This window comes from Streptomyces sp. DSM 40868 (assembly GCF_011820545.1).
GTDB classification, from domain to species: Bacteria; Actinomycetota; Actinomycetes; order Streptomycetales; family Streptomycetaceae; genus Streptomyces; species Streptomyces eurythermus.
This window is the reverse complement of the sequence record NZ_CP050504.1, coordinates 7,064,373-7,078,903: the sequence shown is the minus strand read 5'-3', so window position 1 is coordinate 7,078,903 and position 14,531 is coordinate 7,064,373. Positions and strand designations below refer to the sequence as shown.

Annotated in this window: 14 protein-coding genes; 1 reads left to right on the top strand and 13 read right to left on the bottom strand. The window is 72.2% G+C overall.

The window, feature by feature from the left end; genetic code table 11:
* Positions 1 to 12: 12 nt before the first annotated feature.
* Positions 13 to 648 carry a response regulator transcription factor gene (locus HB370_RS32055; RefSeq protein ID WP_244405716.1) on the top strand — a complete coding sequence of 212 codons (636 nt, stop codon included), beginning with the start codon at positions 13 to 15 and terminating at the stop codon, positions 646 to 648.
* A gap of 2 nt (positions 649 to 650) precedes the next feature.
* On the opposite strand, the gene HB370_RS32050 is transcribed toward HB370_RS32055, so the two are convergent.
* From HB370_RS32050 to HB370_RS31990, 13 genes are all read right to left on the bottom strand, one after another.
* A complete protein-coding gene (locus tag HB370_RS32050) occupies positions 651 to 2,327 on the bottom strand; it encodes an NAD(P)/FAD-dependent oxidoreductase (protein ID WP_030787526.1) in 1,677 nt (558 codons plus the stop codon).
* A 15-nt stretch (positions 2,328 to 2,342) separates the two neighbouring features.
* Positions 2,343 to 3,440, bottom strand: coding sequence for a beta-ketoacyl synthase N-terminal-like domain-containing protein (locus tag HB370_RS32045; protein WP_030787527.1), 1,098 nt, complete (start codon positions 3,438 to 3,440; stop codon positions 2,343 to 2,345).
* Complete coding sequence (locus HB370_RS32040; RefSeq protein WP_030787530.1) at positions 3,437 to 4,660, bottom strand: beta-ketoacyl-[acyl-carrier-protein] synthase family protein; 1,224 nt, start codon at positions 4,658 to 4,660, stop codon at positions 3,437 to 3,439. The genes HB370_RS32045 and HB370_RS32040 overlap by 4 nt, the downstream gene beginning before the upstream one ends.
* Positions 4,653 to 4,907: an acyl carrier protein gene (locus HB370_RS32035; RefSeq protein WP_030787533.1), complete on the bottom strand. Its 255-nt coding sequence runs from the start codon at positions 4,905 to 4,907 to the stop codon at positions 4,653 to 4,655. Before HB370_RS32035 ends, HB370_RS32040 begins: the two co-directional genes overlap by 8 nt.
* A 31-nt stretch (positions 4,908 to 4,938) precedes the next feature.
* Positions 4,939 to 5,370 (bottom strand): ester cyclase, encoded by a 432-nt coding sequence (locus HB370_RS32030; protein ID WP_030787535.1) that lies wholly within the window; start codon positions 5,368 to 5,370, stop codon positions 4,939 to 4,941.
* Positions 5,371 to 5,413: 43 nt separating this feature from the next.
* Positions 5,414 to 6,118, bottom strand: a complete 705-nt coding sequence (gene fabG / locus HB370_RS32025; RefSeq protein ID WP_030787538.1) for a 3-oxoacyl-ACP reductase FabG — start codon at positions 6,116 to 6,118, stop codon at positions 5,414 to 5,416.
* Positions 6,115 to 6,771, bottom strand: coding sequence for an HAD family phosphatase (locus HB370_RS32020; RefSeq protein WP_030787539.1), 657 nt, complete (start codon positions 6,769 to 6,771; stop codon positions 6,115 to 6,117). Before HB370_RS32020 ends, fabG begins: the two co-directional genes overlap by 4 nt.
* 9 nt (positions 6,772 to 6,780) lie before the next feature.
* Complete coding sequence (locus HB370_RS32015) at positions 6,781 to 7,815, bottom strand: AfsA-related hotdog domain-containing protein (RefSeq protein WP_030787542.1); 1,035 nt, start codon at positions 7,813 to 7,815, stop codon at positions 6,781 to 6,783.
* Positions 7,816 to 7,871: 56 nt separating this feature from the next.
* Positions 7,872 to 9,302 (bottom strand): MFS transporter, encoded by a 1,431-nt coding sequence (locus tag HB370_RS32010; protein ID WP_030787545.1) that lies wholly within the window; start codon positions 9,300 to 9,302, stop codon positions 7,872 to 7,874.
* Positions 9,302 to 10,378 carry an SMP-30/gluconolactonase/LRE family protein gene (locus HB370_RS32005; protein WP_244405714.1) on the bottom strand — a complete coding sequence of 359 codons (1,077 nt, stop codon included), beginning with the start codon at positions 10,376 to 10,378 and terminating at the stop codon, positions 9,302 to 9,304. The genes HB370_RS32010 and HB370_RS32005 overlap by 1 nt, the downstream gene beginning before the upstream one ends.
* Before the next feature lie 44 nt (positions 10,379 to 10,422).
* A complete protein-coding gene (locus HB370_RS32000; protein ID WP_078637659.1) occupies positions 10,423 to 11,274 on the bottom strand; it encodes an AfsR/SARP family transcriptional regulator in 852 nt (283 codons plus the stop codon).
* Positions 11,275 to 11,489: 215 nt separating this feature from the next.
* On the bottom strand, positions 11,490 to 13,880 hold the full coding sequence (locus tag HB370_RS31995; RefSeq protein WP_030787555.1) for an MFS transporter: 2,391 nt from the start codon (positions 13,878 to 13,880) through the stop codon (positions 11,490 to 11,492).
* Positions 13,881 to 14,041: 161 nt separating this feature from the next.
* Positions 14,042 to 14,485, bottom strand: a complete 444-nt coding sequence (locus tag HB370_RS31990) for an SRPBCC family protein (protein WP_030787558.1) — start codon at positions 14,483 to 14,485, stop codon at positions 14,042 to 14,044.
* Positions 14,486 to 14,531: the final 46 nt, after the last annotated feature.

Below are 14,531 nucleotides of genomic sequence, written 5' to 3'. Positions count from 1 at the left end.
CCTATCCGGGTCATGGCGGTAGACGACCATTCCCTGCTGCGCAACGCCCTCTGCGAATTACTGAACGCGGAGGACGATCTCGAAGTCGTCGCGCAGACGGATGTGTCCGCGCAGATCCTGGAGCTGGCGGTCGAGCACCGGGTGGATGTCGTCCTGCTCGATGTGGAGATGCCGGACCACCATGCCCCCACCGTGGTGGAGGAGCTGTCCAGTGCCCTGCCCGACCTGTGCGTCCTGATCCTCAGCATGCACGACGACCCCCAGCTCGTCCAGGAGTTGATGCGCCGGGGCGCCCGGGGGTATCTGCACAAGACCGCGCACCGCGAGACCCTGCTCGCGGCGATCCGCGCCATCCGGGGCGGCGACTCCCACACGATCATCGCGATACCGCAGTCGGAGAGCCGGCGCAGCGCCTTCGCGCCGGTGCCCACGGGGCTCTCGCCCCGTGAGCGGGAGGTCCTGACCCTGGTGGCCAACGCCTTGAGCAACCGGCAGATCGCCCATCGGCTCGGGGTGGCGGAAGGCACGGTCAAGCGCCATCTGCGCAACATCTTCGACAAGTTGGGGGCGGTGTCCCGGGTGGACGCCGTGAACAAGGCGCTCGACGCCCATCTGATCGTCCGCAGACCGCACCTGGCCGAGGGCTAGGTTCAGCCGATTCCGGCCAGGCCCCGCGCGTCCCGCCGCCGTGCCCCGCGGGAGACGGCCAGCGGATCCCAGCCCGCCGCCCGTTCGGGCAGCAGATCCGGATCGCCGAGCCGCACGCCCCGGTGCGTTTCGGGCAGCAGCCGGCGGTCCAGGATCTGCGCGGCACAGGCCAGACCCCCGACGGCGGCGCCGGTGATGCCGCTGCCGTACCGGGTGCCGGCGCCCACGACGTGCAGCCCCTCAACGGTGGTACGGGTGTCGGGGCGGTTGCCGGCACCGCCCCACTGGGCCAGGCCGTAGGGCGTCCCCCCGGTGGTGAGCGTGTAGCGCTCATGTGTCAGGGGCGTCGCCGTCTCCAGGTGCACGATGTGCTCGCGGAAGGGGCCGATGGCCTCCTCCGCGGCGCTCAGCATGGCCTCGGTCAGCTCGGCCTTGCGCCGCTGGTAGTCCTCGTTGCGCCGGTAGCGCTCCCCGGCCGCCGGCCCGTCGTGGACGCCCCAGAACGCGTAGTCGGGCGGACACAGGGTCATCACCTGGAAGTTGGTGTGCCCGGGCGGGCAGACGTTGCGGGCACCCGGGTCCTTCAGGGAGGCGAAGGAGAAGAAGAGGAAGGGCACCGGGGCGATCCGCCCTTCGGCCAGCCGCTGGTAGGCGCCCTCGATGTCACCGTCCCGGTACCACCACAGGTTGGCGTTCGGGCGGTCCGCGAGCTCCTTGTCCAGCGCGACGTAGAGCGTGGCGAAGGGCAGCGCCATCGTCGCCCGCCGGGTCCGGTCGACCAGCCGGCGGCCGAAGTGTTCCTCGCCCACCAGCTCGAGCACGGTCCTGCTGTAGTCCGCGTTGGACACCACCAGCGGTGCCCGCAGGACCTCGCCTCCGGTCAGCTCCACCCCGGTGACCGCTCCGTCCGCCACCCGGATGCGCGCCACCCTGGTCCTGGTGCGCAGCTCGCCGCCGTGCGCCTCCAGCGCCTCGACCAGCGAGGCGGCCATCACCTGCCCCCCGCCCTCGGGGTAGTAGGCGCCGCGCAGGTAGTGGTCGGTGACGGCCGCGTGCTGGGAGACGGTCGCCTGGTGCGGACCCATCCCGTAGTTGGGCGACTGGGCGGCCAGCAAGGTCCGGGCCCGCGGGGTGAGACCGCAGTGGTCGAAGAGTTCCGCGACCGTGCGCCGTCCCCACCGGGCCGTCGCCGGGGTGCCGGCCATGACCTCGGCCGGGGTGGGGGCATGCTCCGCCAGCAGCAGCGCACGCGTCTCGGCCGCGACGGCGGCACAGACATCGGTGAACCGCAGGATGCCCGCCGCCTCCGCGGGAACCGCCTCCACCAGCCGTCCGCGGTACGCCGGCCAGCCCACCGGCACGTCCACCGTGAGGCCCGGCAGGGCGATCCGGTCGAAACCGTACGGGTCCATCGCCCGGTATCTGACCCGCCCGTCGAGACCGAGCCCGGAGAAGATCGCGGGCAGGATCCCGTCCGGCCCGCAGTCCCCCAGGTAGTGGACGCCGACATCGAACTCGTAGGCCCGGCGCCGGCGGAAGACATGGCTGCTGCCGCCCGCCACGTCGTGCTGTTCCAGCACCAGCACGCTGCGTCCGCCGGCCGCCAGGTACGCCGCGCAGACCAGCCCTCCCATACCGCTTCCGACGACGATGGCGTCCCACTCGCTCCGCTGCTCCATACGGCTCACCCGCTCTCAGCCCCGGCCGCGGACGACCAGCGCACCCGTGTCGCCGTCATGGCCGACAGTGGTGACCAGGCCGATACGCGGCCGCCCGGCCGGCTCGTCCTGCCAGCGGGCGAGCAGCGCGGCGAGCTGCAGCGCACCGCCGGCGCTGTAGGTCTCGCCCAGCACCTCGGCGACCCGCACCTGTTCGGGGACCCGGCCGAGGGCGAGCCGGACCGCGCCTTCCTCCAGCCGTTCCAGCCCGACATGGTGGGTGGCCCCCAGCGAGACGACGTCCACGTCCCCGGGCGCGCAGCCGCTGCGCTCCAGCGCCCGCGTGATGGACGTGGCCAGCCGGTTGCGCAGGCCGCGGTGCCCGGCGTGCCCGACCTCGCAGGCGAGCAGTTCGGCCAGGGCCGACTCCCGCTCCTGTTCGGACGGTTCGGCCGAGACGACGAACATGGCGCAGCCCTCGCCGACCGAGGCCTCCTCGCGCAGGGTCCCGGTGTGGTGCCACGCCCAGGCCATCGGCAGGCTGAGCTCCTCGGCGCCGCCCACCAGCAGCCGGTCGGCGTGCCCCACCGTCATGGCCATCCTGGCGTGCCGGAAGGCGTAGAGCCCGGCGCTGCGGCCGCCCGCGACCGTGGCGTTCAGTCCCTTGAGGCGGTGCCGGATGGCCATCTGGCCGGCGCTGCAGTTCATCACGCTGTGGGAGAACTTGCCGGGGTGGATCAGCTGCGGTTTGTCGAGGGTGAGGGTCTCGTACAGGAGGTCGCTGTAGCCGGCGACGCTGCCGGTGTTCGTGGCCAGGACGACACCGGTGCGCTCCGGGACCGGACCGGAGGCGACCTGGCCGGCCGCCTCCAGCGCCTGCTTGCAGGCGACCAGGCTCAGTCCGGTGAGCCGGTCCAGGTGCTTGATGCCCTTGCGGCCCAGGTGGTCGGCGAGGGAGAAGCCGGGCACCGGCCGCAGCCGCAGCGGCGGCCCCTCCCCCGCGTCCGCGTCGGCGCCGCCGTCCGGCACGTCGCCGCCGGCCAGCAGGCCGCCCAGGGCACCGAGCCCGTACCCCGCGCGGGACACCACTCCGGCGCTGACGACGGTGAGCGGCTGCACGGGCGCCGTGATCATGAGTATCTCCCGAAGACGGTGATGACGTTGTTGCCACCGAAGGCGAAGCCGTGGTTCTGGACGATCCGGGGGCGGGCGTCCCGTCCCCGGACCGGGACGCAGTCCACGCCCTGGCCCAGCTCCGGATCGATCTCGACGAGGTTGGCGGTGGGCGGCAGAAAGCCCTGTTCCAGAGCCTTGCAGCAGGCGATGGCGCCGAAGCCGCTGGCCGCGCCCATGGTGTGGCCGAGCATCGACTTGATCGAGCTGATCGGCGGCAGCCGGTCGCCGAACACCTGCCGGACGGCCTGCACCTCGGTCGAGTCGTTGGTGGGCGTGCCGGTGCCGTGCGCGCAGATGTAGTCGATCTCGTCCGGGGTGATCCCGGCGTTGCGGTGTGCGGCCCGGATGCACGCGGCGATGCTCGCGGCGTCGGGGTGGACCATGTGCGAGGCGTCGCAGTTGGCGGCGTACCCGAGCACCTCGGCGTAGATCCGGGCACCGCGCTCCAGCGCGTGGTCGAGGGGTTCGAGCAGCAGCGAGGCTCCTCCCTCCCCCGTGACGATGCCGGTCCGCCCGGCGTCGAAGGGCCGCGGCAGGTCGTGTGCCATCGCGCCCAGGGCGTAGAACCCGGCGTGCGTCAGCCGGTTCACCGCGTCGGCGCCGCCGGCCAGCATGAAGTCGGCCTCACCGGAGCGCACCATGTCGAAGGCGTGGCCGAGGGCGTAGTTGCTGGCCGAGCAGGCGGTGGGGATGGTCTGGGCGTCGCCGTCGAGGCCGAGTTCGGCGTTGACGGCCTGCGCGATCCGGCCGGCCGGCAGTTGTCCGACCAGGCGCGGTTCGAGGCCTTTGAGTCCCCGAATGACCCACTGGCCGCCCAGGCTCTGGCCCACCGCGGACTCACCGCTGGTGGTGCCCATGATGGAGCCGGACCGGCCCGCGGAGAGCAGCTCCGGGTCGATACCGGAGTCCTGGACGGCCAGCCGGGAGGCCGCGGCGGCGAACAGCGCGCTGCGGCCCCACCGGTCCGGGTCGAGGTGGTGCAGGATGTCGGCGGGCGCGAAGTCGTGGACCTCGGCGGCCTGCCGGCTGGGGAACGGGCTCGCGTCGAAGCTGCGGACGGGCTCGATGCCGACCCGGCCGGCCCGGACGGAGTCGGCGAAGTCACGCACGCCGATTCCGACCGGGCTGACCGCGCCGAGTCCCGTGACGACGACCCGGCGCCAGGGCGTTTCAGGCATGGGCCGCGCATCCCTCGACGGCCAGCATCAGCGCGCGCAGGGTGACCAGGGACTCCAGTTCCTCCTTGGGAACGACGACGCCGAGTTCCTTCTCGATGCGGGAGACGACGGTGATGAGGGTGAGCGAGTCGCTCTCGTACTCGTCGACGAAGTGCCCTTCGTCGGTCAGTTCTCCGTCCTCGAGCTCCAGCTCCTCGGTGACGATGGCGGCCACCTGGTCTCTGAGTTCCATGGTCTGCACGGTCATGATGTCCTCTCGTGACGGTGGTGGGACGGGATCAGGCGGCCGGGGTGGGCGCCTGAAGGGTGATGGCGCCGAGCTGGGACAGCATCAGCAGGTCCTGGCGGTAGCCCCAGTGCTCGACGACCAGCCCGTTCTCGACCCGGTAGATGTGGGTCTGCTCGACGTCGACGGGGCGCTGGGTGGGCTCGATGCCGAGGAAGTCGCCGACGTGACGGCCGGTGAAGCGCAGCCGGAGCACGGCCCGGTCGCCCTCGGCGAAGCTGTCCAGGTGCTCCCACTTGGCGCCCTCGAAGGCGCTGTGGACCCAGCGCGCGGTGCCGAGGTAACCGAGCGGGCCGCCCGGGGTGCCGGGGGGCGCCTCGTGGTCGACGAACTCGGCGCCGATATAGGTGAGGGCGGCCTCCTCGTCCAGGTCGTTGAAGACCTTGCCCATCTCGGTGGCGAGGGCCAGTGCGTCGTTGCTCATCTCGTTGCTCCTTGGAGTGGTACGGGTTCTGCGCGGGGCGGGCTCAGTGCCCGGCACCCAGGCCGCCGGTGACCGGAATGACTCCGGCGGTCACGTACGAGGCGTCGTCGCCGGCGAGGAAGCGCACCGCCGCGGCGACCTCCTGCGGGGTGCCGGGGCGGGCCAGCGCGGTCCTGTCCAGGGCCTGCGCCCGGCGGGTGTCGGTGATGTCCCGCACCATGTCGGTCTCGATCAGACCGGGGGACACCACGTTGACGGTGATGTTGCGCCGCCCCACCTCGATGGCGAGCGACCGGGCGAAGCCGATCAACGCCGCTTTCGAGGAGGCGTAGTTGGTCTGGCCGGGGGCGCCGGCCATCCCGCTCATGGACGACATGTAGATGAGCCGGCCCCAGCGGGCCTTGATCATCGCGGGGACGACTTCCCGGGTGACGGTGACGGCGGCCTGGAAGTTGGTTTCCATCACGGCCCTGAAGTCGTCCTCGGCCATGCCGATCAGCAACTGGTCGCGGGTGATGCCCGCATTGGAGACCAGTATTTCGACCGGTCCCTGCTGGATGGTGACCTGCTCGACCGCGGCCTTGATGTCGTCGGTGCGGGTCACGTCGCACCGTACGGCGAAGAAGCCGGGCGGCGGTTCGCCCTGCCGGTAGGTGATGGCGACCTTGTGGCCCTCGGCGGCGAGGACCCGGGCGACGGCGAGGCCGATGCCTCGGTTGCCGCCGGTGACGAGTACGGAGCGGCTCATGCGGTGCCGTCCCACAGGGATTCGAGCCGTTCGCCCGCCGTGGCGGCGTCGGTGAACAGGACCGTGCGCCAGCCGGCCGCCTCGGCGCCGGCGCAGTTGTGCGGAAGGTCGTCCACCAGCACACAGCGCTTCGGGGGCACGCCGGCCCGCCGGGACGCCAGCTCGAACATGGCCGGGGACGGCTTGCGGTGGCCCACTTCGAAGGAGAGCAGCACGTCGTCGAAGAGTTCCTCGGGCCTGATCATGCGCCGCCAGTGCCCGTCCCAGGCGGGCACCATGTTCGAGAGCAGCCCGACGAACGCCCCCCGCTTGCGGGCCTTGCGCAACCGGGCCACCCAGTCGTGGTTGGTCTCGCGCCCGTCGAACCAGGCGTCCGCCATCGTGGTGAGCCGGAGTGTGACGTCGTGCTCCGCCTCCAGCACGTCCCCGATCTCGCGGAGCCATGCCTCCTCGGTCACCAGCGGGGTGTCGATGGGCTCCATGATGTCGCTGGTGCCGTACCGGGCGGTGACCGTGGCCAGCGCGCGTCCGAGGACGGCCTGGTCGACGCCGTACCGGGCGCAGAACTTCCGCATCGTGTGGCCGAGGGGCGGGGTGAGCACTCCTCCGAAGTCCGACCAGACGGCAAGGGGTGGAGCTGGGGTGTCGGGCATGACGCTTCCTCAGAGTCCGAAGGGGCGGGTCGGGTCGACGACGGTGACGGTGAGCGCGGCGATGTCCTGCGCGCCCTGCCGGAAGCCCACCCGGACGTCGTGCCGGGCGGCGCCGGGCGGCACCCGGCTCGCGGTCACCGACAAGGGCAGGTCCAGCTCGGCGAAGCGGGAGAACTCCGCCTCGAACCCGGCCGCGTACACCGGGAGCGGAGCCTGTGCCGCACCCGGGCCCGTGGTGCCCGCCCCGGCGGCGAGGATCGCCGCCTGGCGGGCCGCCTCGACCAGGGCCATGGCCGGCAGGTGGTCGTAGGCGTGGTCGAACAGGGCCGGGTTGTCGAAGCGCGGCACCACCCGCGCGGTGACCGAGCCGGCGGTGACCTCGGGGTCGGCGAGCACGACGTTGAGCGGGTTGCCGCGGCCCACCGACTCCGGGAGAAGCCGGCCGGCCGGCCCGGGCCCGGCGTCCTTCGCGAACTCGGAGGTCAGGGGCGCCGCCGAGCCGCGCTGCGCGTGGCGCAGGAGGTCGTTCTCGTGCTTCTTGAGGAACTGGACGTCCATGGAGTGGTCGCCGATGTGCACGTCCCCCATGAAGAGCCGCTGCACCAGCCGGCCCTTGCGGTAGCGGCCGCTGCGCCGGGTCGGGGTACCGGAGAAGACGGTGTCGATGCGCGGTGCGCCGGGTTCGTCGCCGATGCGCAGGGCCCACAGGTTCCGCAGCGCGAACCGGAACGTGTTCACGATGGCGATCGTCTCGACGGGGATGCCCACGTGGGTGTGGGAGCCCGCGATCGCCACCTGCCGCCCTGCCTCCAGGAACAGCAGGGAGTCGTGCAGTCTCGGCCGTTGCCGGTGGTCGCTGTAGTACAGGTGGGTCAGCGGGAGGTGGATCCCGGCGGTCACCGCCATGGGGCCCAGTGCCCGCACGTCCGTGACGAAGACCTCGGAGATCGCGGAACGGTGCGCGAGAGCACGGTCGATGGTGCGCCCGTACGCGATGTCCGAATCCACGGGAGAGACGGTTTCCTCGGTCACCTGCGTGGTCATGCCCACTTCCTCCGTATTCCTCTGGTTCCGCTTTCCCGTGGGACCCGGCGGGCGGGTCAGCCGACGGTGGCCGTGACCGGGGTCTGCTCCACAGCGATGTCCTCGGTCCTGGTCCGCTTGATAAACAGGGCGCTCAGCGCGCCGAGGAGGACCACCGCGGCTCCGGCCCACAGGACGTACTGGAGGCCGTCGGTGAACGTCCCCGGGGCGGCAGCGGAGCCGTGGCCGGTGATCTGCCGGCTGAACACGGTGGTGAGCACGGCGACCCCGAGCGCACCGCCGAACTCGCGGCTGGTGTTGTTGGCACCGGACGCCTTGTTGTGCTCGGCCTCCCGCACCGAGGCGATCACCGTGGCGGGGTTGCCCGCGAAGACGAGGCCCATGCCGATGCCGGCCAGGGCCAGCGCCGGCACCATGGCGCCGTAGCCGACGTCCGGTGTGACGATGAAGGCGATCCAGCCGAGGCCGATGCCTTGCAGGGCGCAGCCCGCGGCCTGGAGCACGCCGCCGCCGACGCGGTCCACGAACTGGGTGGCGACGGGCACCACGATCATCGGGGCGACGGTCCACGGTAGGGTCCGCAGCCCCGCCTCGAACGGTGAGTATCCCATCGGGCCTTGCAGGAACTGGGTCAGGAAGTAGATCGACCCGAAGACTCCGAAGTACATCGTGACCGACACGACGTTGCTCAGCACGAAGGCCGGGACCCGGTACATGTGCCGCGGGATGAGCGGGCTGGTGCCGACGCGTTCGGAGAGGACGAAGCCCACCGCGAACGCCGCCGCGACGGCGAGACCGGTCAGCGTGGTGCCGCGTCCCCAGCCGTGGTCGGCGGCCTCGACGATGCCCCAGACGGCGGCGACGACGGACCCGGTCACCAGCACCATGCTGAGGCGGTTCAGGGTGCGGTTGTCGCCCCTGCTCTCCCGGACCGCCATGAGGGCGAGCGGCAGGGCCACCGCCCCGACCGGAACGTTGATCCAGAAGATCCAGTTCCAGTCGATCTGCTCGGTCACCAGGCCGCCGGCCAGTGGCCCGACCGCGATGCCGAGGCCGTTGACCCCGCCCCACACGCCGACCGCCATGTTCCGCTGTCTGCGGGGGACGGCGGCGACCGCCAGTGTCAGGGAGACCGGCAGGATCGCTGCCGCGCCGGCCCCCTGGACAATCCGGGCGGCGATCAGCATGCCGACCGAGCCGGCCAGCGCGCAGGCGATGGAGGAAGCCGTGAAGAGGGCGACGCCGGCCAGGAAGACCCGGCGGCGTCCGAAGCGGTCGCCCAGCGCCGCGCTGGCCAGCAGCAGGCCGGCGAAGGCGAGCACGTAGCCGTTCATCACCCACTGGAGTTCGGACTGCCGGACGCCGAACTCCCGGGAGATCTCCGGCAGTGCGTTGGTGACGATGAGATTGTCCAGCGACACCATGAACATCGGCAGGGACGTCGCGATCAACGCCCATACGGGGGCCGGGCCCTTGGCCGTCGCCATCAGCTGTGTCCCTTCACCGTGTGGGCGGAGCCCGGCACCCGGCGCAGGGTGATCAGGTCCGAGGTCCGGCCGGCCATGAGCTCGCCGACCTCGCCGCTGAGCGCGTAGTCGCCGAACGGGGTCATCGCCACCGTCGTCGGGCCGCTGACCGGCCACGGGTCGAACCGCAGGTCGGGGTCGGCGGTGCGCCAGCCGTCCCGGGAGCCGAGGACGGTCACGGCGTCGACCCCGCCCGGTACGCCGACGGCGGCCCCGATCGAGTTGGTGACGACGACCAGCGAGCCGTCGGGCCGCAGCGCGAGGCCGTCGGTGCCCAGCAGCGGCTGCGGCAGCCGCACTTCGCTCACCCGGCTGCGCTCCGGTGCGCCCGGGGTGATCCGGAACATCTTCCCGGTGTCGTAGCGGACGGCGAGCAGATAGCCGTCCGGGTGCCAGACGATGCCGTTCAGGCCGACGATGTCGGCGGCGAAGCGGGGGTCGGTCGCCACCGGGGTCACCCGGCCGGCGCGATCGATTCGCTGGACGGTGTCGTGGACGGAGTCCGTGACGTAGACGTCGCCGCGGGAGTCGAAGGTCAGGTCGTTGGCGAAGGTGCGCTCGCGTCCGCCGGCCACGTCGATACGGCGCTGGAGCCTGCCGGTGTCCAGTGCGAAGACGGCCACGCCCGAGGTGGGCGGCTGGTCGCCGACCTCCAGACGCTGGCGGACCCAGAAGTCGCTGTACGCGACCAGGATGCGATTGCGGGCGACGTCCACGCGGATACCGAGCGTGGAGACCTTGCCGATGCTCGGCGCCAGCTCCGTGACGCTGCCGTCCAGGCCGATCACCGACAGGTTGCCCTGGGAGGCGGAGCCGGTCAGGAACGCGCGGCGGGTCGGGTCCCAGGCGACACCCTCGGGGTACAGCTCGGTGGCGTGCCCGGTGATGACGTCCCGGTCCGTCCGGAGGTCCGCGGTCGCGCCGGCGGCATGGGCCGGGCCCGTCAGGCCGCTGGACGCGGGCAGGGTGAGGGGCAGCACCGTCATGAGGACGGCGGCGCACGCGGCGGTGGCCGCTACGGGTCTGGCACGGGACATGGCTTTCCTTCTGTCATGTGTCGGGGGTGTGGGGCGGGGGTGGGTCAGGCCGCGCGCTCGCCCATGAGCACGCACTGGTGGACCCGTCGGAGGTCCGCGGAGGGTTCCACACCGAGTTCGTCCGCGAGGACCGTGCGTACGTCCTGGAAGGCACGCAGGGCGTCCCCGCGGCGGCCCGCCCGGTGCAGCGCGTCGATCAGCTGGGCGTGCAGCCACTCGTTGTACGGGTGACGGGCCACCAGGTTCATGAGCTGGGGCAGCAGTTCGTGGTAGTGGCCGAGCCGCATGGCCGCTTCGATCCGCTTCTCCTGCGCGTGGAGGTGGAACTCCTCCATCTCCCGCGCGTGTGCGGTGAGCACCCGGCCCTGGCGCACGTCCACCAGCACGGTCCCCCGCCACAGACCGAGCGCGGCACCGAAGCTCTCGTAGGCCGACTCCACGTGGCCGGACCGCAGTTGCCGGCAGCCCTGCCGGTAGAAGCCGTGGAAGGCGGTGAGGTCGGTCTGCCGCTCGTCCACCCGGAGCGAGTATCCCGTCGACTCCGTGACCAGCAGGGCGTGCACCAGATCCGGCCCCAGCTGCCGGCCCAGCTCCTGGCGCAGGTGGTAGACGTGGGTGCGCGCCGTGTTCTGCGCCGTGGCCGGCGGGGCGCCCTCCCACAGCTCGTCGACGAGCTGGTCCATGGTGACGATGTCGTTGGCGCGCACGACGAGCAGGGCCAGCAGCTTGCGCACCTTCGGGCCGCGCGGACGGTAGACGGCCGTGCCACGGCGGACCTCAAGGGTGCCGAGAACGCGGAATTCGGGAGCGTCGGCCGTGCGGGCCAGGGTGGTGACGGGTGAGGGGCTGAGCAGGTCTGGTGGATGCCCGGTGCTGTACGTGGTCACTGACGGCATGACGTTGAATCTAGAAGAACCGCCCGGAACTACGTAGACGCCTTACGGTGCACCCTGAATGCCTCGAAGGAGGCATTCAGGCCACCGGGCCGGGCGGTTCAGCGGTGCCGCTCCTCGGGCCGGGGCCGGAACCTGCGCCCCCCGCGTGGGCCCTCCCGTGTGACGGACGGTGCCACCACCCCGTACCGCCCGTCATCCGCCGCTCGGCAGCTCCGTCAGTAGTCGTGGCCGAGCTGGAGGTCGCGCTCCGTACGGCCGCCGCCGGCCATCTGGAGGACGGTGGCGACGGGCGGGTATCCGGCCGCGATGACCGTGTACTCGCCGGAGGAGAGGTCCACGAAGCGGAAGGTGCCGTCGGGCCCGGTGGTGAGGGTGTCGACCACGTTCCCCGCCGCGTCGAGCAGGGTCACCCGGGCGTCCTCGACCGGTCGCCCGCCGCCCGCCCGTACCGTGCCGCGCAGTACCGCGCCACCGGCCAGCTCGATGTCCTGGCGGGTCTCCCGGGCGGACTGGACGCTGACCGGGACGGCGGCCGGCCGGAAGGCGGGGGCACTGGCGGCGAGCGTGTACTCACCGGCCACCAACTCCCCCATGGAATACGTGCCTTCGCGTCCGCTGCGGGTGGAGGCGACGACCTCACCGCGCACGTCGGTGAGGGTGACGGCCGCGTCCCGGACGGGGCTGCCGTCGGCGGTGAGCACGCTGCCCGCGAGGCGTCCGGCACCGCCGAGGACCACGTCCAGGTCCACCGAACGCTCGCCGACGGTCACCGAGACGGCCTGCGGCTGGTGCCCGCCCGCGGCGGCGATCAGGACGTACGAACCGGAACCCGGTACGGCCAACGCGTAGCGGCCGTCCTCGCCGCTGGCGCCCCGGCCGATCTGCCGGCCCGCGTTGTCGATGAGGGTGAGGGCCGCCCGGGGCACGCCGCTCCCGTCCGGGTGCTGTACCCGGCCGCAGACCGGTACCCCGGATGCGGGCGCCATCCGGGCCTGGGGGATCGGGGTGGTGGCCTCGGTGGCGGGGGCGTGGTGGGACACCAGGGGTTTCTCCTTGAGGAAGCAGGCGATGAGCAGGCCGAGGGCGAGCACCGGGACGAGGTAGAGGAAGACCCGGGGCATCGCGTCGGCGTAGGCGCGGATGTAGGCGTCGCGCAGGGCCGGGGGCAGCGCGTGGACGAGCTGCGGGGTGATCGAGTCGGCGGCGGGCAGGCGGGTGCCCGTGCCCGGGGGCAGTTCGGCGCGCAGCGCGGAGGTGAGCCGCTGGGCGAACAGGGTGCCGAAGACGGCGGCGCCGACGCTGCCGCCGATCTGCCGGAAGTAGTTGTTGGCGCTGGTGGCGCTGCCGAGGTCGGCGGGGCGTACGGAGTTCTGCACGGCGAGGACGAGCACGGGCATCACCAGGCCGATGCCGGTGCCGAGGACGGCCATCCAGATGCTGTAGTGCAGCCGGGGCGTGTCGGTCTGGAGCCGGGACAGCAGCCACATGCCGACGACGGAGACGGCGCTGCCGAGCACGGGGTAGATCCGGTAGCGGCCGGTGTGGCTGATGAGGTGGCCGCCGATGATGGAGGCGCCGACGATCCCGGCCATCATGGGCAGCATCAGCAGCCCGGACTCGGTGGCGCTGGCCCCGTCGACCATCTGCAGGAAGGTCGGCAGATAGCTGGCGGCGCCGAACAGGGCGACGCCGATGACCAGCCCGACCAGGCCGCTGATGGTGAACACGGAGTCGCGGAACAGCCGGAGCGGGATGAGGGGTTCGGCGGCGAAGTGCTCGGCGAGCAGGAAGAGGACGGTGCTGACGAGGGCGCCGGCGCCGAGGAGGAGGATGGGCCGGGAGTCCCAGGCGTACTCGGTGCCGCCCCAGCTGGTGAGCAGCACCAGGCAGGTGGAGGCGGCGGCGAGCAGGATGGCGCCGGGCACGTCGAGCCGGGCCCGCACGGGCGGCCGGGGCAGTTTCAGCACGACGGTGACGACCGCGAAGGTGACCAGGCCGAAGGGGACGTTGACGTAGAAGCACCAGCGCCAGGAGAGGTGGTCGGTGAAGTAGCCGCCGAGCAGCGGGCCGGCGACGGAGGCGAGGCCGAAGGCGGCGCCGATCCATCCCATGTACCGGCCGCGTTCCCGGGGCGGCACGATGTCGGCGATGATGGCCTGCACGCCGATCATGAGGCCGCCCGCGCCGACGCCCTGGAGCGCGCGGTAGAGGACCAGCTCGTCCATGCTGCCGGCCCGGCCGGCCAGCGCGGAGCCGACGACGAAGACGGCGATGGCGAACTGGAAGACGCCCTTGCGTCCGACGAGGTCGCCCAGCTTGCCGTACAGGGGCAGGCCGATGGTGGAGGTGAGCAGGTAGGCGGTGATGGCCCAGGACATCTTGTCCAGGCCGTGGAGTTCGCCGACGACCTTCGGCAGGGCGGTGGCGACGATCATCTGGTCCAGGGCGGCCAGCAGCAGCGCCAGCATCAGCCCGGAGAACACCAGCCGGACCCGGCGGGGCGTCAGCGGCACGGCGGGCGCGGGGGGCGGCGGCGCGGTCGCGGACGTCTCGCCGGCCGCCGGTGCCACGTCCGGCTCCTGCTGCGCCAGTGTCGTCCCGCCCACGGACCGCTCCCCTCGTTGCGCCTCGCGCGTTTCCCGCGTGAGGCGACAACGGGGACCGGTTGCCTGAGGTTACGGCACCGCCCGGCCCGGACCGGAGATCCACTCGAACCGGTGAAGGGGCCGACCGGAGATCAACGCCCTTGCACCGGTGGGTGGTTGGGCTACTTCTCGACCTCGGCGGCGAGGTTGGCGAGCAGGGCGTCGTAGATCCGGCCGAGGCCCTTGGGCGCGAAGGTCCGCTCGAAGAAGCCGCCGATGCCGCCGGCGCCCTGCCAGGTGGTGGTGACGACCACGCGGGAGCGGCCCTCGCCGGCCGGGGTGACGCGCCAGGTGGTGACCATGGAGGAGTTGCGGTCCTTCTCGACGAGTTCGCCGTCGGTGGGCTCGGTCACCTCGAGCAGGCAGTCGCGCACCCGCTTGCTGGTGGCCTGGAGCTTCCAGTGGACGAGGGTGCCCTCGCCGTCGCCGCCCTCGCGCACCTCGTACTCGCTGAAGTGTTCGGGCAGCAGCTTCTGCCGGGTGCCGCGGTAGTCGGCGAGGGCGTCGAACACCTTCTCCGCGTCCGCCGCGACGACCCGCTCGGTAGTGGCCTCGACCTGCGCCATTGCGTTCCTCCAGGACCTGTCTTCCGGTACGGGGCAAGCCAACCAC